The following is a 25,207-nucleotide window of genomic DNA, read 5'->3' on the forward strand; positions in this document are numbered from 1 at the left end:
CGCGATTTTCGCGAGCGAGCCGCCGAATTTGCCTACCGCCGTACGCGCGGCCGATACGATCACTACGTCAGTCATTTCAGTTTCCTCTTGGCATCGAATGTTAATGCGGCTACGAACGGTTCCATGCGCTCGCGCGCACGGTCACGCGCCGCTCAGAAGTCGCGTTCCAGCACGTAACGGCCGGGTGCGGCCTCGATCACCGGGTAAGTCTTCGATCCCTGCGCCGCGCCCGCCTTGACCTGCTCGCCCGCGTTCGCGGCGAGCCACTTCGACCAGGTCGGCCACCAGCTTCCGGGATGCTCGGCGGCGGCATCGAACCACGCATCGGGGTTCTCGGGCAGATGCCCGTCGTTGCTGTCGATCATCCAGAAGCTGCGCTTGTTCTTCGACGGCGGATTGATCACGCCCGCGATATGCCCCGACGCGCCGAGCACGAAGGTCTGCGGTCCGGAGAGAATCGGCGCGGACGCATAGGCCGATTTCCACGGCACGATGTGATCTTCGCGCGAGCCGTAGATGAAGGTCGGCACCGTGAGACGCGACAGGTCGACCGGCTCGCCGCACACCTTCAGCGCATTCGGCGTCTTCAGCTTGTTCTCGAGATACGTGTTGCGCAGATACCAGACGCACATCGGGCCGGGCAGGTTCGTCGAATCGCTGTTCCAGAAGAGCAGATCGAACGCTTGCGGCGTGCGGCCCTTGAGATAGTTATCGACGACGTAATTCCACACCAGATCGTTCGGTCGCAGATACGAGAACGTATTCGCGAACTCGATGCCGCGCATGAGACCGGCTGGCGCGCCGTTCTTGCCGCCGATCGCCTGCTCGCGCATCTGCACGTGCGCCTCGTCGACGAACACGTCGAGCACGCCGGTATCCGAGAAGTCGAGCATCGAGGTGAGCAATGTCATCGATGCGGCCGGTTCCTCGCCGCGCGCCGCCGCCACCGCGAGCGCGGTCGCGAGAAGCGTCCCGCCGATGCAGAAACCGAGCGTGTTGATCTTGTCTTCGCCCGTGATCTCCTGCACGACGCCGATCGTCTCCAGCACGCCTTGTTCGACGTAGTCGTCCCACGTCTTGTGCGCGATCGACTGATCCGCGTTGCGCCACGACAGGATGAACACCTGATGCCCTTCTTCGAGCGCATAGCGCACGAGCGAGCTTTCCGGCGACAGATCGAGAATGTAGAACTTGTTGATGCAAGGCGGCACGATCAGAAGCGGGCGCGCATACACCTTCGGCGCGAGCGGCTTGTACTGGATCAGTTGCACGAGTTCGTTCTCGTACACGACCGAGCCTTCCGTCGATGCGATGTTCTTGCCGACGAGAAAGCGCGATTCGTCCGACTGCGAAATCTTGCCGCGCTGCATGTCGGCGAGCAGGTTCAACATGCCCTGGCGCAGGCTCTCGCCCTTGCTTTCGATGAGCGTCTTCTGCGCGTCGGGATTGAGCGCGAGGAAGTTGCTCGGCGCGGCCGCGGCCGCCCACTGCTGCACCGTGAAGCGGATGCGCTCGCGCGTCTTCGGATCGCTCTGCACGGCGTCGGCGAGTTCCTGCAGATAGCGCGCGTTCAGCAGATACCACGCGGCGGTGAACGCATATGCCGGCGTGGATTGCCATGCGGTGTCGGTGAAGCGACGATCCTTCAGCGCCGACGGATCGATGCTCTGCGCGCCCGCCTGCTTGAGCAACTCGGCGGCATCGCGCGAATAGTTACTCTGCAACTCGTGCAGACGCTCGGGCGCGATCGCGGCGGTCGGAATCTTCGGCAACGTGGGCAACCCCTGCATCGCCGCGCCGAAGCCCGGCATGCTGCTCGCGAGCTTGGCGAATTCCGCCATGCCGTTCATCTTCGTGAAATCGGGCATCTGCGGCATGGCGCCGGACATCGGAAACGACGGGAATGCCGTCGACGGAAATCCGTTCGGAAATCCGTTGGCGAATGCACTGAAAGCAGCGAACGGCGATGCCGCCGCCGCGGCCGCATCATTCGCGCCATTCGTCTGCTGAGTGAATTTCGACCACTGCGCGGGATCGGCGACGCTGCGCCACGCGTTCAGCCATTGATCGAACGCCTGCTGTACGCCTGTCGTTTCGGCGGATGCTTCTGCCGAGGTGCTGTCGGCGGTACGGGAGCGGGAAGATGAGGAAGTAGATTTGGAAGCCATACCCGCTATTGACCTGTGAGTCTCGGAAGACTTGGATTGCTGATGCAGGCATCGCCGGGCTTTCCTCGACCAGCGCGCAAGTGTTGGTGCGCCTTATGCGCGTGGCAAGTCTGAGCCTTGCTACGCCGTGCCCGATTGATTGAATTCCAGGAACATTCTTGCTCTAGGATGTCAGGCATGTCAATGCTTCGTCCCGATTTTGCCGCAGTGCGATATTTTTTTAATTATCGTTTTCCCCCATGCGAAATGTTGCGTTCGCAAGGGGTTTCGTCATAGGCAAGAAACGATAGTTGGGTATGTTCCAACACTAATGACAATGGTCATTCATTGAGCCAGATCATTGCGGCCATGCGGCCCGTCACGCGATCGCGTCGATATGAATAAAAGCGCTCTTTTTCCGTGACGGTGCAATGCGTGCCGCCGTGAACGCGCGCGGCATCGATGCCTAGATCGGCAAGGCGCATACGCGCGAGCGCGTAGATATCGGCGAAATACTTGGCCGGTGCGCCGCCGACGGGACGGAACGCGGCGCTCGTCGCGTCGCGGCGATCCTCTTGCGACGCCGCGATGAAGGCGTCGAGCACGTCTTCGCCCACTTCGAACGCCTGCGGCCCGATGGCCGGCCCGAGAAACGCGTTGAGCGACGAGGCCGGCACGCCCGCGAGCGACGCGACGCGCTCGCCCGTCTTTTCGATGATGCCGCCCGCGAGACCGCGCCAACCCGCGTGCGCGGCGCCGACCGCGCGGCCGTCGTCGTCGCAAAACAGCACCGGGAGACAATCGGCCGTCATCACGACGCACACAACGCCCGCGCGATCCGTCACGCTGGCGTCGGCGCGCGTGCGCTCGCCCTGCGCGAGGCGCTCGATGACGGCGCCCGCCTCCACGACTTCCGTGCCGTGGATCTGCTCGAGCCACGCGGCTTCGCGCGAACCCGTCAACGCGAGCGCGCGGCGGCGATTTTCCTTCACCGCGTCAGGCGCATCGCCCGTGGAAAAACCGAGATTGAGGCCGCCCGCGCCGGGCTCGCCGCCGCCATAAGGCGCATCGCTCACGCCGCCATTACGCGTCGTGACGAATGCCCGCACGCGCGGCGACACGCTCCATTGCGGCCAGAGACAGTCTTTCGATGGCAAATCGGCAGCGTCGCGCGTCATGCTTCGTCGTCCTCGTAATCTTCGTCGTCCCAGTCGCCTTCTTCGCCTTCGCCCATTTCATAGACTTCGGCGAAATCGTCGTCCTCATCGAACTCGACTTCTTCGTCCTGTCCGAAGCCGAGCTCCGCGGCGAGCGTCGCGATGTCTTCGGGAACGTCCGCGCGCCAGTGCACTTCCTTGCCCGTCGCGGGATGGATCAAGCCGAGGCGCCACGCGTGCAGCGCCTGTCGCGCGAATTCGTTGGGCAGCGGCTTGACCGACCGCTTGCCGCGCGCGTGCCCGTACACCGGGTCGCCCAGCAGCGGATGCTGGATATGCGCGCAATGCACGCGAATCTGATGCGTCCGGCCGGTTTCCAGATCGCAATGGATGGCGCTGACGGGCTGGCCGTGCCACGTCGTGCGGTCGATGGTGCGGAAATGCGTGCGCGCGGGCTTTCCCGACGCAGTCTTTACCACCGCCATGCGCGTGCGCTCGCGCGGATCGCGGCCGATGGGCGCGTCGATCGTGCCTTCGTCGGGCATGTTGCCCCACACGAACGCGACGTAGCGGCGTTTCACCGTGCGCGCCTGCAACTGCCGCACGAGGTCGGTTTGCGCCTCGAGCGTGCGCGCGACGACCATCAGCCCGGACGTTTCCTTGTCCAGCCGATGCACGATGCCCGCGCGCGGCAGCCCGGCGGCGGCATCGCCGTAACGATGCAGCAGGCCGTTGAGCAGCGTGCCGCTCCAGTTGCCCGCGGCCGGATGCACGACCATGCCCGCGGGCTTGTTGATGACGACGAGCGCCTCGTCCTCATAGACGATATGCAGCGGCACCGGCTCCGGCGCGAACGCGAGCTGCTCGGGCAGAAGGTCGGGGACGAGCGTGATCGTCGCGCCGAGCGGGACGGGCTGGCGCACTTTCGCGCCCGCGCCGTCGACCAGCACGCGCCCTTCCTCGATCCAGCCCTGCAACCGGCTGCGCGAGAACTCGGGGAAGATTTTCGCGAGCACCTTGTCGAGCCGGTCGCCCGCGAGCTCGTCGGGCACGCGGGCCGTGCGCGGCGCTTCGCGAGCCGCGCCGCCGCCCGAATCGGCCTGCGCTGCGTCGTCGGGGGTGGCGCATGGGCTATAATCTTTGAGTTGGTCTTTGGTACGACGAGTACTTGAGCGGGTCATTTGAACGAGATTCGGCGGCATGGATGGACAGCCGCGCCGGAAAAACAGCTAGAACAGCGAAGAATCAACTAGATTCAGCCAGGAACAGCAAGCACTGATGCGAGCCTTCAACACCATTCATCTCTCGATGCGTCAATCGATCAAGTATCTGGCGCTGGCCGCGAGCGTCGCCATCGTCACGGCCTGTCACGGCCTGCCCGAGAAGACCGACGAAACGGCAACATGGAATAACAACAAATTATATACGGAGGCCCAGGACGCGCTATCCGGCAGCGACTGGGGCAAGTGCGCGAAGTATTTCGAAGGGCTCGAAGGCCGCGATCCGTTCGGCCATTTCGCGCAGCAGGCGCAGATCAACGTCGCGTACTGCAACTGGAAGGACGGCGAAACCGCCAACGCCGACCAGGCCATCGACCGTTTCATCAAGCTGCACCCGGATCATCCCGAGATCGCGTATGCGTACTATCTCAAGGGCATGATCCACTTCAACGACGACTTGGGCCTCTTCGGCCGCTTCTCGGGTCAGGACATGAGCGAGCGCGATCCGAAGTCGCTGCGCGAGTCCTACGACGCGTTCAAGGTCGTCGTCGACAAGTATCCGCAAAGCAAGTACGCGCCCGATGCCGCGCAGCGCATGCGCTATATCGTGAACGCGCTGGCATCGCATGAAGTGCACGCCGCCGATTATTACTATCGCCGTGGCGCGTATGTGGCCGCGATCAACCGCGCGCAGCTCGCCATTCGCGAGTACAAGAACGCGCCGGCAACCGAAGACGCACTGCACATCATGATGCTGTCGTACGAGCGTCTCGATCAGCCGCAACTCGCCGACGACACCAAGCGCGTGCTCGCAGCGACGTTCCCGGACAGCCCGTATGTCACCGGCAAGCGGCGCGCGGGCGCTGACAAGCCTTGGTATCAGATCTGGTAGTCCAGAAAGCAAAAAGCGAAACGGCCGGTTGATCACCGGCCGTTTTTTCATGTCGACGAGAATTGCGAACCCGATGCTTATTCGGCCAGTTCCGTCTTCCACTTCGCGGCATCGCTGAAAAACTCGCGCACCACGTCCAGCTCGCGCGTGCGCTTGAACGGCGGCAGGCTTTGCCAGATGCGCCGGCCGTAAGGCTTGTCGACGAGCCGCGTGTCACAGATCATCAGCACGCCGCGATCCGTCTCCGCGCGAATCAGCCGCCCCGCGCCCTGCTTGAGCGTGATGACCGCCTGCGGCAACTGATGCACGGCGAACGGGCTCAAACCTTTCTTCGTCAGCGCGTCGAGGCGCGCGGCCAGCACCGGATCGTCGGGCGGCGCGAACGGCAGCTTGTCGATGACGACGAGCGACAACGCATCGCCGCGCACATCGACGCCTTCCCAGAAGCTCTGGCTGCCCACCAGAATCGCGTTGCCATAGGCGCGGAAACGGTCGAGCAGTTCGGTGCGGCTCGCATCGCCCTGCACGAGCAGCGGATTGTCCCAGCCGCGCCGCTCGATCACATCGCGCATGCGGTTGGCGATGCGGTCGACGGCGCGCAGCGTCGTGCACAGCACGAACACGCCGCCGCCCGCCGATTCGATCACCGGCAGCGCGGCATCGAAGACGGCATCGGTGAATTGCGGCGACGACGGCTGCGGCAGATTGCGCGGCACGTACAAAAGCCCTTGCGACGGATAATCGAACGGGCTCGGCAGCGTCATCGAACGGCGCGCGTTGAGGCCCATCTGCGCCGCGTAATGCGTGAAGTCGCCGCGCACCGAGAGCGTCGCGGACGTGAAAATCCACGCGCGCGGCACGCCTGCGCGCTGCTTCGCGAAGATCGGCGCGACCGAAAGCGGCGTTTCGTGCAACTGCACCGTGTGCGAAAACACCTCGATCCAGCGCACCATTTCGTTCGGCTCTTCCTTCGCGGCCTCTTTCGCGACATCCTCATCCCCGACGACGGCGCGTTCGAGCGATGTCGGCGGCGTCGTCCAGCCCGCGAGCAGATCCTGCAACTCGCGCGCGCGGCGCACCAGCGCCTGCAACGATTCGGCACGTTCCGCATGCGAGGACAGCGCCGCGGCAAGCGCCGAAAGATGCGTCTCGAGCGTGTCGAGCGCCTCGAAGATCGGATGGTCGTCCGGCAACTGGCCGAGCGACAGACGCACCGAATCTTCCTTGAACGCGAGCCGCACGTCGCGCGCGGCGCGCTCCAGCGCCGCGCCGAGCTTGGTCCAGTCGGCGGCGTCACGCGCGTGCGACAGACCTTCGGCGACGGTATCGCGGGCGAGTTCGAGCAGTTGCGTCGTCGAAAGCGTCTCGCCGAAGAAGAGTGTCGCGGTTTCGGGCAACTGATGCGCTTCGTCGAAGATGATCGTGTTCGCCGTCGGCAGAAGCTCGGCCATGCCGGTGTCGCGCAGCATCACATCGGCGAAGAACAGATGGTGATTCACCACGACGATGTCCGCCTGCTGCGCCTCCTTGCGCGCCTGCATCACGAAGCATTCCTTGTAGTGCGGGCATTCCTGGCCGAGACAGTTGTCGCGCGTGGACGTGACCATCGGCCAGACGGGCGAATTCTCCGGCACGCTCGCGAGTTCGGCCTTGTCGCCGGTGCGCGTGATCTTCGCGAAACGGACGATCTCCTGCAGATGCGACGTGTCCTGGCGCGTCGGCAGACGGCCGTTGTCCGCAGTGCGCTCCAGATAGTAGTGACACAGATAGTTGGCGCGGCCTTTGAGCATCGCGACCGAAACCGGAACGGCGAGCGCGTCGCGCACGGTCGGAATGTCGCGCTGAAAAAGCTGATCCTGCAGATGCTTCGTGCCCGTCGACACGATGACCTTGCCGCCCCACAGCATCGCCGGCACGAGATACGCGTAGGTCTTGCCGGTGCCCGTGCCCGCCTCGACGATGAGCGTGTTCTCGCCGCCGTCGATAGCCGCCTTCGCCGTCGCGATGCCGATGTCATCGGCCGGCTGCTCGTCGGGCGCATAGGGTTTGTCGGACGGGCCGAGCTTGCGCGCGGGGCGGCGCTGCGCCTCGAACATCGCGGGCTCGGGCATTGCGCGGCCGGACGCTTCCATCGCGGCGGCGACGGAACGCGCCATTTCGATCTGCGATGCACGCGGCCGATAACCGTCGATCGCGCGTGCGAGCAGACCTTGCGCGGAAAAGATGGCGTCCAGCTCGACGCCGCGTTTATCGGTCAGCGCGAGCGGCGCGTTCGCGTCATCACTGGGTTGTGCGGGTGAGTTCAAGGCGTGCTAAATCCTGCGGGTTTCGGCGCGGCCGCGCACGCGAGGCGCCGTCGCAGCACGCGCTCGCGGCGGGCACGCGGCGTTCAGTGCGCGTCCGAGTCAAGCTGCAATTGCAGCAGGAGTATGGTGTCTTTCACCTTGAGCTTGCGCTTTTTCAGGCGCCTCAGCTCGAGGTCATCGATGCCGGACATCTTGTCGATCAGCGTGTCCAGACTGTGATGCTCGTCCTGCAACTGCGCGATGCGATCGCGCAGCAGGGCGGCATCCATGGCGGGTTGTCGGGGTGCGCGCGGGGATTCACTAAAGCGCTGCTGCATGCTCGCCTCCTTTCATCCACTTGGCGCGGGCCCGTTCGACGAGCCCGACTGCCCTATTTACCTTGCTGCTGTTGTTGCTGCTGCTGCAGTTTCAATTGCTCCTGGCGCTGCTGCTCTTGCTGCTGCGCCTTTTCCTGCGCTTTTCTCGCGGCTTCTTTCTGACGCGCTTCGACTTCCGCGCGATGCTGCGCGGCTTCCTGCTGCTTCTGCTCGTAGCGCTGCGCCTTTTGCTCGCGGTCCTGCGCGTCCTGCACGCCGCGCGCGCGCGCTTCGTCGAGTTGCTTCTGGTAGTCCGCCTGCTTGCGGTCGTACGCCGCCTGGTTGGCCGCGCGTTGCGGCGCTTCGGCTTCGCGCTGGGCGGCGGCCAGCGCGTTCTGACGTTGCCTGTCCTCGTAGGCCTGCTGGCTCGCTTTCTCGTTCGCCGCGCGCTGCGGCGCTTCGGCCTCGTATTGCGCCCGCTTGATCGCCTTCTGCTGATCGCGTTGCTTCGCCCGCTCGGCGCGCTGCTGGTCGTCGAGCGCGAGCTGTTCCTGGCGGATTTGCTGGCGCGTCTCGCGCATCTCGTTGCGCGCGTTGTCCAGACAATGATTCACGAAGAACTTGCTATAGCAGTCGTGCTCTTTCACGCCGTAGCGGTAGTTGTTTTCCTCGGTGCGCCGGTCGAGCACCTTCTGGCGCTGGGCGAAATCGGCTTGGAGGGAATCATCGGCGCTTGGCTGAGCCGCTGCATCCGGGGCACGAGCACTCACGGACGTGTCCGGATCGACGGGCTTGGCGGCTTGAGCGAGCGCGCGCTGCGGCGCGAATGCGCCCGCTGCGCAAAGCAGCAAAACCGCCGCGGCAACCGGCACGTTTGGAAGGCGAAAGTTGGGCAAATGGATGGACGGCAACGTGATAAAGAATCAGGCGCAAAACGGCTCGTGCGATGCCCAAATTCTATCACCGCACGCCGGAGCGCTTCGCCATTTATGGCAAAATCCCCCGCTTCAGCAACCCGGTCCGAACCTGGCTCGTCACAGCGTCACCCGCCCGCGGCGCCTCGCTTTCGCGAAGCCGCGCACACGGCGCGGATCTCGCCGGCGAGCCGCAGACAGCGCAGAATCATGACGGAAACCGTAGCACTCAAGATCGTACAGCGCATTGCCACCGAACTCACCGTGCAGCCGCGCCAGGTCGCCGCCGCCGTGCAGCTTCTCGACGAAGGCTCGACTGTCCCGTTCATCGCCCGGTATCGCAAGGAAGTCACCGGCAATCTCGACGACACGCAACTGCGCACGCTCGAAGAGCGCCTGCTCTACTTGCGCGAACTCGAAGATCGCCGCGCGGCGATCCTGCAAAGCATCGACGAGCAAGGCAAGCTCACCGACGAACTGCGCGGCGCCATCGAAAGCGCCGACAGCAAGCAGGTGCTGGAAGACCTCTATCTGCCGTACAAGCCCAAGCGGCGCACGCGCGCGCAAATCGCCCGCGAAGCCGGTCTCGAGCCGCTCGCGCAGGCGCTCCTCGCCGATCCCACGCTCGATCCTCAAACGGAAGCCGCGAAATTCGTCGATGCGGAAAAAGGCGTCGCCGATACCAAAGCCGCGCTCGACGGCGCGCGCGACATCCTCTCCGAGCAGTTCGGCGAAACCGCCGAGATCCTCGGCAAGCTGCGCGAGCATCTGTTCAATCAGGGACTCGTCATGTCGAAGGTGGTGGACGGCAAGGAAGGCGAGGAAGGCGAAAAATTCCGCGACTACTACGACTACAGCGAAACGATCCGCACTGTGCCGTCGCACCGCGCGCTCGCGCTGTTCCGTGGCCGCAACGCAGGCGTGCTGAGCGTCAAGCTGGGCTTGGGCGAAGAACTCGACGCGCAGATTCCGCATCCGTGCGAAGCGATGATCGCGGGCCACTTCGGCATCGTGAACCGCTCACGCGCCGCCGACAAATGGCTCGCCGACGTCTGCCGCTGGTGCTGGCGCGTGAAGGTTCAGCCGCATATCGAAACCGAACTGCTCACGCAATTGCGCGAAGAAGCCGAGCACGAAGCCATTCGCGTGTTCGCGCGCAACCTGAAGGACTTGCTGCTCGCCGCGCCCGCGGGTCCGAAGGCCGTGATCGGCCTCGATCCGGGCCTGCGTACGGGCGTGAAGGTGGCGGTCGTCGATCGCACCGGCAAGCTGCTCGCGACCGACACGATCTATCCGCACGAGCCGCGCCGCGACTGGGACGGCTCCCTCGCGAAGCTCGCGCGCATCGCGCAAGCCACGCAAGCGGAACTCATCTCGATCGGTAACGGCACCGCCTCGCGCGAGACCGACAAGCTCGCGAGCGAACTCATCGCGAAGCATCCGGAACTGAAGCTGCAGAAGATCGTCGTGTCGGAAGCGGGCGCGTCGGTGTATTCGGCGTCCGAACTCGCCGCGAAGGAGTTTCCGGAACTCGACGTCTCGTTGCGCGGCGCGGTTTCCATCGCGCGGCGTCTGCAGGATCCGCTCGCGGAGCTCGTCAAGATCGAACCCAAGGCGATCGGCGTCGGCCAGTATCAGCACGACGTGAATCAGCGCGAACTCGCGCGTTCGCTCGATGCTGTCGTCGAGGATTGCGTGAACGCGGTCGGCGTCGATGCGAACACGGCCTCCGTCGCGCTGCTCGCGCGCGTGTCGGGACTGAACGCGACGCTCGCGCGCAATATCGTCGATTTTCGCGATGCCAACGGGCCGTTCCCGTCGCGCGAGCATCTGAAGAAGGTGCCGCGTTTGGGCGACAAGACCTTCGAGCAGGCAGCCGGTTTTCTGCGCATCAACAACGGCGAGAATCCGCTCGATCGCTCGTCGGTGCACCCGGAAGCGTATCCCGTCGTCGAGCGCATTCTCGCGAAGATCAAGAAGCATATCGGCGATGTGCTCGGCAAGCGCGAAGCGTTGACCGGTCTCTCGCCGACCGAATTCGTCGACGATCGTTTCGGCCTGCCGACCGTGCGCGACATTCTCGCCGAGCTTGAAAAGCCGGGCCGCGATCCGCGCCCCGAGTTCAAGACGGCGACGTTCAAGGAAGGCATCGAGAAGATTTCGGATCTCGTGCCGGGCATGATCCTCGAAGGCGTAGTGACGAACGTGGCGGCGTTCGGCGCGTTCGTGGATATCGGCGTGCATCAGGACGGCCTCGTGCACGTCTCGGCGATGTCGACGAAGTTCATCAAGGATCCGCACGAAGTCGTGAAGGCCGGTCAGGTCGTGAAGGTGAAAGTGCTGGAGGTAGACGTGAAGCGCCAGCGCATCGCCCTCACCATGCGTCTGGACGACGACTTCGCTCCGGCTTCATCGGGCGCGGGCGGCGGCGCGGGTTCGCAGCGCGGCGGCGGTCAGGATCGTCGGTCGGGTCAGCGTCCGCAACAGCGTCGCGAGCCGGAACCGGCCGGCGCGATGGCAGCGGCGTTCGCAAAACTGAAACGATAAAGCCTCACGGCGTCAGCAAAAAACCCCACGTCTTGCGACGTGGGGTTTTCTTTTTGCGCTTCGCAACGATGCAGCGTCAGATTTCGATCTTCGTGCCCAGCTCCACCACGCGATTTGCGGGAATGCTAAAGAAATCGGTGGGCTTCGCCGCGTTCTGATGCATCCACGCGAACACGCGCTCGCGCCACACCGACATGCCCGGCAGTTCCGTCGGCACGACTGTCTCGCGCGCCATGAAGAACGACGTGTCCATCAGCTCGAAGGTCATTGCGTGGGTGCGCGTGATCTGTTCGAGCACGGCCTTCACGTCCGGCGTCTCGTTGAAACCGTACGCCGCCTTCACGAGGAACAGCCCGCCGCCGATGTCCTTCACTTCGAGACGATGCGCGTCGTCGACATAAGGAATGTCACGCGTCGTGAAGTTCATGAAAATGGTGCGCTCGTGCAGCACCTTGTTGTGCTTGAGATTGTGCAGCAGGCTCACGGGCACGAGCGAATCGCTGCCGGTGAGATAGATCGCCGTGCCCGACACGCGATGCGGCGGATGCGCGAGCAGGCCCTGCAGAAACGGCATCAGTGGAATGCCGTCCGCGGCCGTGCGGTCCTTTACGATCATGCGGCCCTTGTACCAGGTCATCAGCAGGAAGAAGAGCGCCCCGCCGATGCACAGCGGCAGCCAGCCGCCCTGCTCGACTTTCAGCAGGCTCGCGCCGAAAAAGCCGATGTCGATCATCAGGAACACGGTGATCATCCCGCCGACAAGCCAGCGGTTCCAGCCCCACAGATTCACCATCACGACCGACACGAGGATCGTGGTCGTCAACATCGTCGCGGTGACGGCCAGACCGTACGCGGCGGCAAGATTCTCCGAGCTTTTGAAGCCGATGACGATGCACAGGATGATGAAAAGCAGCATCCAGTTGACGAGCGGAATGTAGATCTGGCCGATCGCGAGCTCCGAGGTATGCAGGATCTTCATGCGCGGCACGTAGCCGAGCTGGATCGCCTGGCTCGTCAGCGAATACGCGCCGGAAATGACCGCCTGCGATGCGATCACCGTCGCGACCGTCGACAGGATCACGAGCGGCAGCAAAGCCCAGTCGGGCGCGAGCAGGAAGAACGGATTCTCTATTGCCTTCGGATCGTGCATCAGCAACGCGCCCTGGCCGAAATAGTTCAGCAGCAGCGACGGCATCACGAAGCCATACCAGCCGTAACGGATCGGCTTCACGCCGAAGTGACCCATGTCCGCGTACAGCGCTTCCGCGCCGGTCAGGACCAGCACGACCGACCCGAGCACGATATACGCCTGCAATACGTGCTGCGCCATGAAGGAAATCGCGTAGTACGGATTGAGCGCGACGATGATGCGCGGCTCGATCACGATATGCGCGGCGCCGAGCACAGCGAGCGTCGCGAACCACACGACCATGATCGGGCCGAAGAGCTTGCCGACCACCGCCGTGCCGTGGCGCTGAATCCAGAAGAGCAGGATCAGGATGACGATCGTGATCGGCAGCACGTAGGGCGTGAGCTTGGGCGCCGCGATCTCCAGACCTTCGACTGCCGAGAGCACCGACATCGCGGGCGTGATGACCGCATCGCCATAGAACATGCATGCGCCGAAGATGCCGAGCATCATGAGCACGCCGGAGACCTTGCCGGCCTCTTTCACGCTGCGCAGCGCGAGCGTCGTCATTGCGAACACGCCGCCTTCGCCGTTGTTGTCGGCGCGCATGACGAAGAGCACGTACTTGACGGCGACGACCATGACGATCGCCCAGAAGAGCAATGAGATGACGCCGAGAATCGACGCCTCGGACAGGCCGATGCCGTGCGACGGGCTAAAGGCTTCCTTCAATGAGTAGAGAGGACTCGTGCCGATGTCGCCGAAAACGACGCCGATGGCCGCGAGCGCAAGCGAGGGCAATGGTTGTTTATGCTCGTGCGCGTGAGTCGTGTTAGTCATAAAAGCGAGATATCCGTCCAGAGCGGAAAGAAACGAACGCCATTCTATCTAACGTCGCACGCCAAGATGCCGTCTCTCGTGTTGCTGCAGCGCCACGAGAGACGCGATTGAGAGTGTAGCATCGCGCCTCGCACGCGTCGGCAAGCGCGTCGGACACAATCCTTCGCGCTTCGCTGTTCGCTGCAGCCAATGAAAAACGCCGTTGCGCCCGGCTTGGTGCCAGGCGAACGGCGTTATCGGCGCGAACGGTCAGGCCGTGGCGCTCAGCCGCGGCCGTTTTGCGTGCCGCGCTTGATCCATGCGCCGAGGTTGTGCGGACGGACCGTGTCCCACTCCTCGAACGGCTGATGAATCCACGGATTCGTTTCAAGATGCTGAACGTGATAGTCGGGCTTGACCTTGGAGCATGCCTTGTACCAGAGCACCGCGGAGCGCACGGCCGTGATCGCCGGATAACGTTCCTTCAGATGCTCCTGCACGCGTGCGAGCGTGACGCCCGAATCGACCAGATCGTCGACGAGCAGCACGTTGCCGGACAGATCGCCGCGCGTCATCGTGATGTATTGCGCGATGTCGAGATCGCCCTGCTCCGTGCCCGCCGCCTCGCGGTACGAGCTCGTTGCGAGAATGGCGAGCGGCAGGTCGTAGATGCGCGAGAGCTGGTCGCCCACGCGCAGGCCGCCGCGCGCGAGGCATAGGATCTTGTCGAACTTCCAGCCCGACTCGTGCACCTTCAGTGCGAGCAGTTCGATCAGCCGGTGGTATTCATCCCAGCCGACCCAGAGGTTCTTGTCGTCGTTGCGCGGGTCCGTCATCGCGATCATGGTGAGGCTCTTTCAAATGCTTAGGTTATATACGAAATGTGGCCGCAGAAGCGGCCACATTCTTTACAGCGTCCGGTTGCGGTCGAGGCGCTTGTCGCGCTCAGACCTTGAACGGATGACGGAGCAGGATGGTTTCGTCACGGTCCGGACCGGTCGACACCATGTCGATCGGCACGCCCGCGACTTCCTGCACGCGCGTGAGATAGGCGCGCGCGTTCTCCGGCAGGCCGTCCCATTGCGTGATGCCGATGGTGCTTTCCTTCCAGCCGCCGAACGTTTCGTATACCGGCTCGCAACGCGCGACTTCCGATGCGCCGCGCGGCAGGATATCGACCGGCTTGCCGTCGAGCGTGTAGCCGGTGCAGAGCTTGACTTCATCGAGGCCGTCGAGCACGTCGAGCTTCGTGATGCACAAGCCCGAGACGCCGTTGATCTGGATCGCACGGCGCAGCGCGGCGGCGTCGAGCCAGCCGGTGCGGCGCGGACGGCCCGTGACCGAACCGAATTCCTTGCCGACGGTCGCGAGATCCAGGCCGACCTTTTCCTGGCGTTGCGGATTGTCGGCATCGTACAGCTCGCTCGGGAACGGGCCCGAGCCGACGCGCGTGCAATACGCCTTCGTGATGCCGAGAATGTAGTTCAGACGCTGCGGCCCGATGCCCGCGCCGGCCGTTGCCGCGCCCGCGACGCAGTTGCTCGACGTGACGAACGGATACGTGCCGTGGTCGATATCGAGCAGCGTGCCTTGCGCGCCTTCGAACAGCAGATTGCTGCCGGTGTGGTTCGCGTCGTAGAGGCGGCGGGAGACGTCCGTGACCATGGGCGCGAGACGGTCGGCATAGCCGAGCATCGTGTCGAGCGTTTCCTGGAAATCGACGGCTTTCGCGCCGAGGTATTGCGTCAGCACGAAGTTGTGGAAGTCGAGCGCTTCGCGCAGGCGTTCCTCGAACACCGCACGGTCGAAGAGATCCTGCACGCGCAAGCCGCGACGCGCGACCTTGTCTTCGTACGCCGGGCCGATGCCGCGGCCGGTCGTGCCGATCTTGCCGGCGCCGCGCTTGGCTTCGCGCGCCTGGTCGATGGCAACGTGGTACGGCAGAACGAGCGTGGCGGCTTCGGAAATGAAGAGGCGCTTCTGGACGTCGATGCCAGCCGCTTCCAGTTCGTCGATTTCCTTGAACAGCGCTTCCGGCGACAACACGACGCCATTGCCGATGAAACAGGCCGTGCCCGCGCGCATGATGCCCGACGGAATGAGGCGCAGAATGGTCTTCTTGCCGCCGATGATGAGCGTATGGCCGGCGTTGTGACCGCCCTGGAAGCGCACGACGCCTTGGGCGTGGTCCGTCAGCCAGTCGACGATCTTGCCCTTGCCCTCATCACCCCACTGGGTGCCCACCACGACGACGTTGCGCCCCGGGTTCACATTCACTGCACTGGCAGACATGTTGATTCGTTAGCTGGTTAAAAACGTATTTTACCTATGTTCGCGAAAGGTTCCGAGTTTTTCGGGACGCGTTTCGCGATTTCGTCACGCTCGCGCGATTGGAATCGGCTAAGCAAAATCCCTTGCCGATCAAGCGACTGTATGCGCTGGCCGCTTCAGGGGCGGGTTTCGACCGTCCACTTGCCGTCACGTTCGACGAGCACGCGATCGAACGCGAATTCGTCCAGATCGTGTTCATGGCCGGGCAGCGCCTGGATCACCACTTCGCCCGCGTCGCGGAGCGCGAGAATCGCCGCGCGCAGCGGCTCGTCGTGCTTCCACGGTGCGAGGATCGCGCTACCGCGCGCGTCGACCGGGGAAATGCGCGCCACTTCGCGCAGATCGAGCGAAAAGCCCGTCGCGGGCCGCGCACGGCCGTAGGCCAGACCGACGTCGTCGTACCGGCCGCCGCGCGCGACCGCGTTCGGCACGCCATCGACGTAAGCCGAGAACATCACGCCGCTGTGATACGCATAGCCGCGCAAGTCCGCGAGATCGATCATCAGTTCCGCGCCTTCGACTTGCCCCGCGAGAAACGCGAGATCGTCGAGCGCGCGCGCGATCACCGGCAGATTCGGCAGACGGCCACGCGCGATCTGCAGCACCGACGCATCGCCGTACAGCGACGGCAGCGCGCGCAGCGCCTCGCGCGGTACCTGTCCGAGATGCGCGGTCAGTTCGTGGAGGCGCGGCACGTCCTTGCTCGCGAGCGCGTCGTAGAGCGCCTCGCCGAGCGACGCCGCGGCCGGCTCGAGTTCCAGCAACGCGGCAAGCACACCCGCGTGACACAGATCGAGACGCACTTTCGTCAGACCTGCGAGATGCAGCGAGTCGAGCATCAATTGCTGGATCTCGAGATCCGCTTCCAGTCCCGCGTGCCCGTAGATTTCCGCGCCGATCTGAATCTGCTCGCGCGTGGCGTGCAGCCCGCGCGGACGCGTATGCAGCACGACGCCCGCGTAGCACAGACGCGTCACGCCCTGACGATTCAGCAGATGCGCGTCGATGCGCGACACCTGCGGCGTGATGTCCGCGCGCAGGCCGAGCGTGCGCCCGGACAGCTGATCGACGAGCTTGAAGGTGCGCAGATTCAGGTCGCTTCCGCCGCTCGTCAGCAGCGATTCGAGATACTCGAGCATCGGCGGCATGACGAGTTCGTAGCCGTAGGACCGGAAACGGTCGAGCAGACGGCGGCGCAACTCTTCGATCTTGCGGGCTTCCGACGGCAGAACGTCGGCGATATTCTCGGGAAGTAACCAGGTGGACATCGATGCGATTCCTACGGGACGCGAGGCTCGACGCTTCGTGCGTGGCGCTCGTCGGTCAGGGACGAAAAGATAGAAACAAGATAGGCGAAACGGTGCGATGCTGCCGGGCGCGGCTCACGTCGCGATCAGGAGCAGTATCAGGCCGAGCACCATGGCGACCAGCCCGCCGATGCGGATGTGGTGCGTCGGCCGCTCCGCGATGCGGCGAAAAGTGTCGCGCCACGCGGTCGGAAAAACGAAGGGAAACATACCTTCGATGATCAGCATCAACGCAAGAGCGAGCAGTAACGTCTCGGCCATGTCCAAGGGATTTTTATAGGCCACGCAGCCAGCACAGGCTGGCCGCGCGGCGCGCGCACGGGATCAGCGCTTCACCGTGGCCGGAGCCGGCGTGTCAGCCGCGCCGCCGGTCGGGCTCTTCATGAAGCGGAAGAAATCGCTGCTCGGATCGACGACGATGACGTCGCCCGGCTTGAACGTCTTCTTATACGCTTCGAGGCTCTGATAGAACTGGTAGAACTGCGGATCGCGTCCGTACGCATCGGCCGCTATGGCCGCCGCCTTGCTGTCTCCTTCGCCCTTGATCGACTGCGCCTGGCTGTACGCGTCGGCGAGAATCGCCTGCTGCGTGCGCTCGGCGTCGGCCTTGATCTTGTCCGCCTCCGCCGTGCCCTTCGCGCGCTCGTTCGCCGCCGCCTGCTGGCGCGCCGCGATCATGCGCTTGTAGACCGCATCGGCTACGGCCGGCGGGAAGTCGATGCGCGTCATCTGCAAATCGACCATTTGCACGCCGAATGCCGCGGCCGCGCCTTCCACGCTCTTTTGCGCGTCGGTTTCGATGGCCTGCTGATTGCCGAGCGCGTCCGTCAGCGAGCGCTTCGCGAAGCCGCTCGCGAGCGCGGTGCGCGTGAGCGCGGTGATGCGTTCCTCGGCCGTCTGCGTGTTCTTCTCGTTGCTTTCGAAGAGCTTCAAGGGATCGGCGACGCGATACTTGATCACCGTGTTCACCAGCACTTCGTTCTTGTCCGATGTCGAGAAACGATCGGCGCCGGATTCGTCGATGGTGAGCGTACGCGTGTCGATGAGCGTGAGCGTCTGGAACGGCGGCGGCAGCTTGAAATGCAGCCCCGGGCCTTCGAGACGCGGATTGCCTTCGCCATGCGCGGCGACGACGGCGGCATGCCGTTCGTCGACGGTGAAGATCATCGACGATCCGATGAACAGCACGATCACGACAGCGACGATGAGCGCAAAAATTCGATTCATGTCGCGCTCCTTATTGCAGGTCGTCTTGACGACTGCGGGAGCGGAACGCATCGCGCGAACGCAGCGGATCGCCGCCGGCATTGGCGCTCGCGCCGCTGGCCGCGCTGGCCGGCGCAACCGCGGCCGGCGCCGATGCGCTCGCCGCGCCCTGCGCGCGCGCCTGAGGCGCTTCGGACGCGCCCGACGCCACCGCGCCGCTGGCGGCATCCGCCGATTCCTTCACTTGCTGTCGATTGGCTTCGACGAGCTTGTCGAGCGGCAGATACACCACGTTATTGCCGGCCTTGCTATCGACGAACACCTTCGTCGTGCGCGAGTAGATCTGCTGCATCGTGTCCAGGTACATGCGTTGACGAATGACCGCGGGCGCCTTCGAATATTCCGCGTACACCTCTTTGAAGCGCTCCGCGTCGCCCTGCGCCTGCGTGACTTCGCGATTGCTGTACGCCCTCGCCTCGTCGATCAGCTTGGCGGCATCGGCCTTCGCGCGCGGCAACAATTGATCCGCGTAGGCTTGCGCCGTATCGCGGGCGCGCTCGTTGTCCTGACGCACGCGCGCCGCTTCCTCGAACGCCGACTGCACCTGTTGCGGCACCTGCACGCTTTGCACGGCGACGCCCGTCACTTGCAGACCGGTGCGATAGGTATCGAGCGAGCGCTGGATCGTTTCGATGAGGCGCGCGCGGAGGGCTTCGCGATCCTTGTAGAGCATGTCGTCCGTCGAAAGACTGCCGGCGATCTCGCGGATCGCCGACTGCGCCGCTTGCGTGACGCTGTCGTCGGCGTTGATGCTGCGGAACAGGAAATCGGTGGGCGACTTGATCTGGTATTGAACGGCGAAGCGCACGTCGACGATATCCGCGTCGTTCGTCAGCAGCGACGCGTCGCGCACGTTGCCTTGGGAGAGCGCGGTGCCGCGCCCGACTTCGACGGAGCGGATCTGCGACGTATCGACGATTTCGCTCGACTGGAACGGATACGGCAGACGCCAGTGGATGCCTTGCGCGACCGTCTGACGATATTGTCCGAACTGGGAGACGACGCCGACATGGCCGTCCTGCACGACGAACACACCGCTGCCGAGATAGATGGCGATAAGCACGCCGATAACGATGCCGAGCCCGATCTTCGTGCCGCGGCCATTCTCGCGCGGCGCGCCGTTGCCGGGCTTCCGGCCGAACACGCCCGCGATGCGGCGGTTGAATTCGCGCCACATCTCGTCGAGATCGGGCGGACCTTCGTCCTTGCCGTTCGGACGCTTGCCGTCCTGCGGACGCTTCGAGTCGTTCTTCACGCCATTGCCGTCGCCCCGCCCCCAGCGCGGATCGTTGATCGAAAAGACGGCAGGCTCAGCTTGCCGGTTAGTCCGCTCTTTGTAGTCGTTCACTCGGTGATTCACCATTAGACAGCCGGGGTCGACGCCGGGTCGATGCAATTCCGAAGGCACTCAGTGTCCGTGCTCGGGAACCTTTTGATTGTCACGCTCGACGGCCGGCCGATGGTCATCCGGCTGCGCGTTCGTGTCGTGTATGGCGTTTGACCCGGACTGCGTGGATTGCGTTGCTTCGGACGCCTCGTGCGGCCCCGGAAATTCGGCGAGCACGCTGGGTAGGCCCGCATCGGTTTCTTCGGATTCCGCCGTGGCTATTTCGGCGATGGCAGCGCGCAGCGCATCGAGCCCCTGACCCGTGCGTGCGCTCAAGAAAACGCGCGAAATATTACCATACTCGTCCCTTTCAACCGCTTCGCCACGGGCCGCGAGCTCGGGCACCGCATCGATCTTGTTGAAGACGAGAATCTGTCGAATGTTGTCCGCGCCGATGCCGCGCAACACCTCGTTCACCTGATCGATCTGATCGAGGCGCACCGCGCTCGATGCATCGACGACGTGCAGCAGCACGTCCGCATGAATGGTTTCTTCGAGCGTGGCGCGGAATGCGGCGACCAGTTGGTGCGGCAATTCGCGGATGAACCCGACGGTATCCGACACGACGACATGGCCCGCTTCCTCGCCGAGGAACACGCGGCGCGAAGTCGTATCGAGGGTGGCGAAGAGCTGGTCCGCCGCGTACGCCTGCGCTTTCGTGAGCGCGTTGAACAAGGTGGACTTGCCCGCGTTCGTATAGCCGACGAGCGACACGGACATCGTGCGATTGCGCGCGCGCTGACGTCGCTGCGTGCCGTGCTGGCGGCGCAGTTTCTCGAGACGCGACTTGAGCGCCTTGATGCGCTCGCCGATCAGACGCCGGTCGGTTTCGAGCTGCGTTTCACCCGGACCGCGCAGGCCGATACCGCCCTTCTGCCGTTCGAGGTGAGTCCACGCGCGAATGAGGCGCGTCGACAGATATTGCAGTTGCGCGAGTTCGACCTGCAGCTTGCCTTCGTGACTGCGGGCGCGCTGCGCGAAGATATCGAGAATGAGGCTCGTGCGATCGACCACGCGGCGATTCAGCGCGACTTCGAGATTGCGCTGCTGCGCGGGCGCGAGCGCGTGATTGAAGATGACGAGCTCGACGTCGTTCGCTTCGCACTGCAGACGCAGTTCCTCGACCTTGCCGCTGCCGATGAACATCTTGGCATCGGGACTCTGACGGCGGCCGGTGAGCGTGACGGCGGGATGGGCGCCCGCACTTTGTGCGAGCAGACTGAGTTCTTCGAGACTGGCTTCGAAATCGATCTTGCCGAAGTCGATGCCGACGAGCGCTGCGTTAATCAAATTAATATGTTTAAGTATTTGAAGCGACCGGCGAGTTGCTTAATGTTCGCATTAGAAGTGGCAATTTCGCGCCGGCCGCGACGAGGTTTAGGACGGTTCAGCGTCCGGGTGGAAGTTCACCGGGCGAGCGGGCACGACCGTCGAAATGGCGTGCTTATAGACCATCTGGGTGACCGTATTTCGGAGCAACACGACGTACTGGTCGAACGATTCAATGTTCCCTTGGAGCTTGATGCCGTTGACCAGATAGATCGAGACCGGCACGTGCTCTTTACGCAGTGCGTTCAAAAACGGGTCTTGTAACAATTGCCCTTTGTTGCTCATAGCAAACTCCGTGTTTTTTTGCAGGTTGGAAGTATTGTGGACGAAGAAAAAGAGATCCGCCGACAATCGCTACACTATAGCTGATTTTCGCTGTTTTACGTTTCAGTAGCCGGATCGGCCAAATGGCCAGCGGCACCGAAGCGTAAGGCTTCACGCGGCTCTTACTCCTTGTCCGCGTAAGGGTTTCGACTCGATCGAAACTCTATGCGAAGTGGAGTGCCGGCGAGCCCAAAAGTTTCGCGAAAGCGCCCTTCCAGATATCGCTTGTACGTGTCCGTGATCGCGTCGAGCGCGTTGCCGTGCACGACGATGATCGGCGGATTTTGCCCGCCCTGATGCGCGTAGCGCAGCTTCGGACGCACCGGGCCACGCCGGCGCGGCTGCTGGAATTCCACCGCCTCGATGAGCGCGCGCGTCAGCTTCGGCGTCGGCAGCTTGGCCATCGCGGCGGCGTAGGCGTCGTCGACCGATTTCATCAACGCGCCGATGCCCGTCTTCTCCAGCGCCGAAACGTAGTGGAATTTAGCAAAGTCCAAAAACTTGAGCTTGCGCGTCAGGTCCGACTTCGTGCGCTCACGCACATGCGAATCGAGACCGTCCCACTTGTTCACGCCCACCACGAGCGCACGGCCCTGCTCGACCACGAAACCGGCGATATGCGCGTCCTGTTCCGAGATGTCCTGCTGCGCATCGAGGAGAAGAATGACGACGTTGGCATCCGCGATCGACTGCAGCGTCTTCACGACCGAAAACTTTTCGATCGCTTCGAACACCTTGCCGCGCCGACGCAGGCCGGCCGTGTCGATCAATGTGTATTTGCGGCCTTGTCGCTCGAAATCAACGTAAATCGAATCGCGCGTGGTGCCCGGCATGTCGAATGCGATCACCCGCTCTTCGCCGATCAGCGTGTTCACGAGCGTCGACTTGCCGACGTTCGGACGCCCGACGATCGCAATCTTGACGCCATGTTTCGCCTTCTCGTCTTCCGACTCTTCCGGCTGATCCTTGTACGCGATATCCAGCGCGTCGTTGATCATTTCGACGACGCCGTCGCCGTGCGCCGCCGAGATCGCGCGCGGATCGCCGAGACCGAGCTCGTAGAAATCCGCCGCGACCGCCGAGTACTTCATGCCTTCGGCCTTGTTGACGACGAGAAAGAGCGGCCGGCCCGTCTTGCGCAGATAGTCGGCGATCGCCTTGTCCTGCGGCGCGAGCCCATTGCGTCCATCGACGATGAACACGACGATATCGGCCTCTTCCACCGCCTGGCGCGTCTGCCGCGCCATCTCGTGCAGAATGCCGTCCTTCGCCACCGGCTCAAAGCCGCCCGTGTCCACCACGAGATACGGGCGTTCGCCGCCCACACGGCCTTCGCCGTAATGACGGTCGCGCGTCAGGCCCGGCAAATCCGCGACGAGCGCGTCGCGCGAGCGCGTCAGCCGGTTGAAAAGAGTCGATTTCCCAACATTGGGGCGCCCGACGAGGGCAATCACGGGTTTCATCTGATTTTGTTCAAGGTTGAACGCAAGGCGAACGCGGAACGGGCGGTACAACCGTCTCGTTGCGTTCCGCTACGCCGCGCAATGGCTGCGCTTGTCGAAAATTAGCATGGATTCGGCCTGCCGCACGCGAGGCGCGCTGGTCGGCCGGATCGTCGGCGGTCGTTCGCCGGTTCCGCCTCGTTCGAGGCTCTTCTTGCACGACGCCTTCGCGCGTCGCGCTTCGTTCTTGCGACCCTGCTTTTGCATGCGGGTTTTATCGCGATGCGCGCATGACGCAGCGCTTCTTTCTCGTGCGGCTCGCCGTGGCGAGCCTGCCGCGCCGCGCAACATCGACGGCGCGCTTGCTATTCAGGACCGCGAGCAAGCCTGACTCGCTCGCGGTCCGGCTGCGATCAGTTGCTCGGACGGAAACCGTAGAGATCGCCGTCATGCGTCTGCACGACGAGCGTGTTGCCCGCCATCACGGGCGCAGCGGTGATCGCGCTGCCATCGGTCGGCGCGCGGCCGATCAGTTCGCCGTTTTCCACGTTCAGGAAGTGCACGAAGCCCTTGTAATCGCCCACGACGACCGCGCGGCCGAGAATGTACGGCACGCTGACACTGCGGTTCTTCAGCACGTCCGTCTTCCAGAGCGGCGTGCCATCCGACGCGCGGAACGCATTGACGACCGACCAGTCGTCGCCGGCGGCCACGATCTGCTCGTCCTGAGCCAGGCCGCTGTCGCTCGAAAAGTTCTTTTCCCAAACCGGGCGGCCCGAATTTGCATCGAAGCAGCCGATACGGCCCTGGAACGTCACCGCGCAAGTCTGCGCGCCGACGAGTCCCGGCGCGCCGGTCACGTCGTTGATGCGCTCGACTTCGGTCACGCCCTTCGGATACGACACCGGCGCTTGCCAGAAGGCATCGCCCGATTGCAGGTTGATCGCCGCGAACGTGCCGCCGGGGAAGCCCGCCAGCACAGCCTGATTGGCCGCGAACGTCATGCCGGCCGCGACGCGCAGATTCAGTGGCACCGCGCGCAACTGGAAGATCCACTTCTGCTCGCCGGTCTGCGCGTTGAACGCGATGACCTTGCCGTCGATCGTACGCACGATCACGAGATCGTTGCCGACCAGCGGCGGCGAAACGATCTCGCCCGGCGCGGTTGCTGTCCACAGCAGCTTGCCGTCGGGGCCGAGCACGTCGACCTGCCCCTTCAGACCGCCTACGGCCGTGAGATTGCCGTCGCTGCCGACGCCCGCGGACAGATCGTCCTTCAGTTTGACGCGCCAGACGTCCTGACCGGTCTTCGCGTCGATTTTAGCGACGGAGCCGTTCGCGCCCGCGGCATAAACGTAATCGCCGACCGCGACCGGCGAGAACAGATAACGGCCAGCCTTGCCGACGCTTGCCTTCCACGCCTGGTTGACGTTCAGCACCGGCTTGAACTCCGCGAGCGGTACCGGCACGCGGCGTTCATCCTTGGTCGACGAGCAAGCGGTCAACAAGACGGTCATCGCGCAAGCGAGCGGCACGGCGTAGCGTTTCAAAAATGTCATCGGTGGACGCAACATGAATTGGTGAATTGGGTTGATCGGCGCTGCCCGCCGCGTCGCTTCATGGCGACACCGTGGCGGGCGGCTTGATTGACTGATGGCAGGGATCGAAGACGAACCGATTGGAAACCAGCCGGATCAGCCGCCGAGCGCGTCGAGCTTGAACTGAATCAGCTGACGGGCGGACGTGTCGTTCTCGGGCAGCGCCGTCAGCGCGACCTTGTAGGCCGCGCGCGCGTCGTCGCGTTTGCCTTGAGCTGCGAGCAGGTCGCCACGGCGGTCCGCGATCACGCCTTTGAACGCTTCGAGAGGCTGCTCGGCGAGCAGTTTCAGGCCCGCGTCGTAGTTCTTCTCGTCGAGCAGCACGAGCGCCAGACGCAGCTTCGCGATCTGCTTGTACTCTTCGTCCTTCGCATGGTCGATGGCCCATTGCAGTTGCGCCTTCGCGCCAGCCGTGTTGCCCGCCATGTAGAGCGATTTCGCGGCCGCGAGCGCGGTCATCTGGGCGTAGCCGGTGCCGCCGAACTTGTCTTCCATGTCCGTCGCGACGCGCTGGACCAACGCCTGATTGTTTCCGTCCACTGCCTGCTGCAGATGGTCGTAAAGCACCGACGCCTCGGCGGCCTGACGGCGCTGCCAGAAATTCCATCCGTTGTACCCGGCCGCAATGACGAGCGCCACGAGCACAACCCACGTCGTGGTGTTACCCCATTTGGCCCACCAGGCCTTTACGCTTTCAAGTGATTCTTGTTCGTCGTGATAGCTCATCGTCCAGCTATTCCTTCCTGCGTTTCAATTCCCTCAACGAGTTCCGCGCACGATGCCGGATCGCCCCGAT

General features: G+C 63.8%; 20 protein-coding genes. 2 read left to right on the plus strand and 18 right to left on the minus strand.

The genetic code is table 11. The features are described from left to right. Nucleotides 1–152: 152 nt before the first annotated feature. The 3 genes from phaC to NCS67_RS07015 all read right to left on the minus strand — a co-directional run bounded on the left by phaC (nt 153) and on the right by NCS67_RS07015 (nt 4,485). On the minus strand, nt 153–2,168 hold the full coding sequence (gene phaC, locus NCS67_RS07005; RefSeq protein WP_250434806.1) for a class I poly(R)-hydroxyalkanoic acid synthase: 2,016 nt from the start codon (nt 2,166–2,168) through the stop codon (nt 153–155). A gap of 320 nt (nt 2,169–2,488) precedes the next feature. After that, complete coding sequence (pgeF, locus tag NCS67_RS07010) at nt 2,489–3,325, minus strand: peptidoglycan editing factor PgeF (protein ID WP_250434808.1); 837 nt, start codon at nt 3,323–3,325, stop codon at nt 2,489–2,491. Next, entirely contained in the window at nt 3,322–4,485 is a 1,164-nt protein-coding gene (locus NCS67_RS07015) for an RluA family pseudouridine synthase (protein WP_081851903.1), read from the minus strand. Before NCS67_RS07015 ends, pgeF begins: the two co-directional genes overlap by 4 nt. A 97-nt stretch (nt 4,486–4,582) precedes the next feature. Here NCS67_RS07015 and NCS67_RS07020 point away from each other — a divergent pair, with 97 nt between their 5' ends. Continuing rightward, a complete protein-coding gene (locus NCS67_RS07020; protein WP_008349407.1) occupies nt 4,583–5,416 on the plus strand; it encodes an outer membrane protein assembly factor BamD in 834 nt (277 codons plus the stop codon). 77 nt (nt 5,417–5,493) lie between these two features. Here the strand turns inward: NCS67_RS07020 and yoaA are convergent, their stop codons facing one another. The 3 genes from yoaA to NCS67_RS07035 all read right to left on the minus strand — a co-directional run bounded on the left by yoaA (nt 5,494) and on the right by NCS67_RS07035 (nt 8,929). Further along, on the minus strand, nt 5,494–7,722 hold the full coding sequence (gene yoaA, locus NCS67_RS07025; RefSeq protein WP_250434810.1) for a DNA repair helicase YoaA: 2,229 nt from the start codon (nt 7,720–7,722) through the stop codon (nt 5,494–5,496). A gap of 83 nt (nt 7,723–7,805) precedes the next feature. Continuing rightward, a complete protein-coding gene (locus NCS67_RS07030; RefSeq protein ID WP_008349403.1) occupies nt 7,806–7,991 on the minus strand; it encodes a DUF465 domain-containing protein in 186 nt (61 codons plus the stop codon). A 101-nt stretch (nt 7,992–8,092) separates the two neighbouring features. Further along, complete coding sequence (locus NCS67_RS07035; protein ID WP_250434812.1) at nt 8,093–8,929, minus strand: flotillin family protein; 837 nt, start codon at nt 8,927–8,929, stop codon at nt 8,093–8,095. Nucleotides 8,930–9,142: 213 nt separating this feature from the next. On the opposite strand from NCS67_RS07035, the gene NCS67_RS07040 reads away from it, so the two are divergent. Continuing rightward, nucleotides 9,143–11,479 (plus strand): Tex family protein, encoded by a 2,337-nt coding sequence (locus tag NCS67_RS07040; protein WP_008349400.1) that lies wholly within the window; start codon nt 9,143–9,145, stop codon nt 11,477–11,479. A 76-nt stretch (nt 11,480–11,555) separates the two neighbouring features. On the opposite strand, the gene NCS67_RS07045 is transcribed toward NCS67_RS07040, so the two are convergent. The 12 genes from NCS67_RS07045 to NCS67_RS07100 form a co-directional block, all read right to left on the minus strand. Then, entirely contained in the window at nt 11,556–13,448 is a 1,893-nt protein-coding gene (locus NCS67_RS07045) for a potassium transporter Kup (protein ID WP_250434818.1), read from the minus strand. A 263-nt stretch (nt 13,449–13,711) separates the two neighbouring features. Then, the gene (locus NCS67_RS07050; protein WP_008349397.1) at nt 13,712–14,272 is read right to left on the minus strand and encodes a phosphoribosyltransferase; all 561 of its coding nucleotides are present in this window, start codon (nt 14,270–14,272) and stop codon (nt 13,712–13,714) included. Between the two features lie 100 nt (nt 14,273–14,372). Then, nucleotides 14,373–15,719 (minus strand): adenylosuccinate synthase, encoded by a 1,347-nt coding sequence (locus NCS67_RS07055; protein ID WP_250434820.1) that lies wholly within the window; start codon nt 15,717–15,719, stop codon nt 14,373–14,375. A gap of 155 nt (nt 15,720–15,874) precedes the next feature. Then, nucleotides 15,875–17,026 carry an ATP phosphoribosyltransferase regulatory subunit gene (locus NCS67_RS07060; protein WP_008349394.1) on the minus strand — a complete coding sequence of 384 codons (1,152 nt, stop codon included), beginning with the start codon at nt 17,024–17,026 and terminating at the stop codon, nt 15,875–15,877. A 114-nt stretch (nt 17,027–17,140) separates the two neighbouring features. After that, complete coding sequence (locus NCS67_RS07065; RefSeq protein ID WP_033536382.1) at nt 17,141–17,332, minus strand: DUF2065 domain-containing protein; 192 nt, start codon at nt 17,330–17,332, stop codon at nt 17,141–17,143. Nucleotides 17,333–17,389: 57 nt separating this feature from the next. Continuing rightward, a complete protein-coding gene (gene hflC, locus NCS67_RS07070; RefSeq protein ID WP_008349390.1) occupies nt 17,390–18,292 on the minus strand; it encodes a protease modulator HflC in 903 nt (300 codons plus the stop codon). Nucleotides 18,293–18,302: 10 nt separating this feature from the next. Next, a complete protein-coding gene (gene hflK, locus NCS67_RS07075; protein WP_008349387.1) occupies nt 18,303–19,679 on the minus strand; it encodes an FtsH protease activity modulator HflK in 1,377 nt (458 codons plus the stop codon). Between the two features lie 60 nt (nt 19,680–19,739). Further along, nucleotides 19,740–21,008, minus strand: a complete 1,269-nt coding sequence (hflX, locus tag NCS67_RS07080; RefSeq protein ID WP_008349385.1) for a GTPase HflX — start codon at nt 21,006–21,008, stop codon at nt 19,740–19,742. A gap of 87 nt (nt 21,009–21,095) precedes the next feature. Then, the gene (gene hfq / locus NCS67_RS07085) at nt 21,096–21,332 is read right to left on the minus strand and encodes an RNA chaperone Hfq (protein WP_008349383.1); all 237 of its coding nucleotides are present in this window, start codon (nt 21,330–21,332) and stop codon (nt 21,096–21,098) included. A 161-nt stretch (nt 21,333–21,493) separates the two neighbouring features. Then, nucleotides 21,494–22,834, minus strand: coding sequence for a ribosome biogenesis GTPase Der (gene der, locus NCS67_RS07090; protein ID WP_008349381.1), 1,341 nt, complete (start codon nt 22,832–22,834; stop codon nt 21,494–21,496). Between the two features lie 392 nt (nt 22,835–23,226). Then, the gene (gene bamB / locus NCS67_RS07095) at nt 23,227–24,372 is read right to left on the minus strand and encodes an outer membrane protein assembly factor BamB (protein ID WP_008349379.1); all 1,146 of its coding nucleotides are present in this window, start codon (nt 24,370–24,372) and stop codon (nt 23,227–23,229) included. Nucleotides 24,373–24,507: 135 nt separating this feature from the next. Further along, nucleotides 24,508–25,137, minus strand: coding sequence for a tetratricopeptide repeat protein (locus NCS67_RS07100; protein ID WP_008349377.1), 630 nt, complete (start codon nt 25,135–25,137; stop codon nt 24,508–24,510). Between the last annotated feature and the right edge of the window lie 70 nt (nt 25,138–25,207).

This window comes from Caballeronia sp. ATUFL_F2_KS9A (genome assembly GCF_023630765.1).
In the GTDB taxonomy this organism is placed as follows: Bacteria; Pseudomonadota; Gammaproteobacteria; order Burkholderiales; family Burkholderiaceae; genus Caballeronia; species Caballeronia zhejiangensis.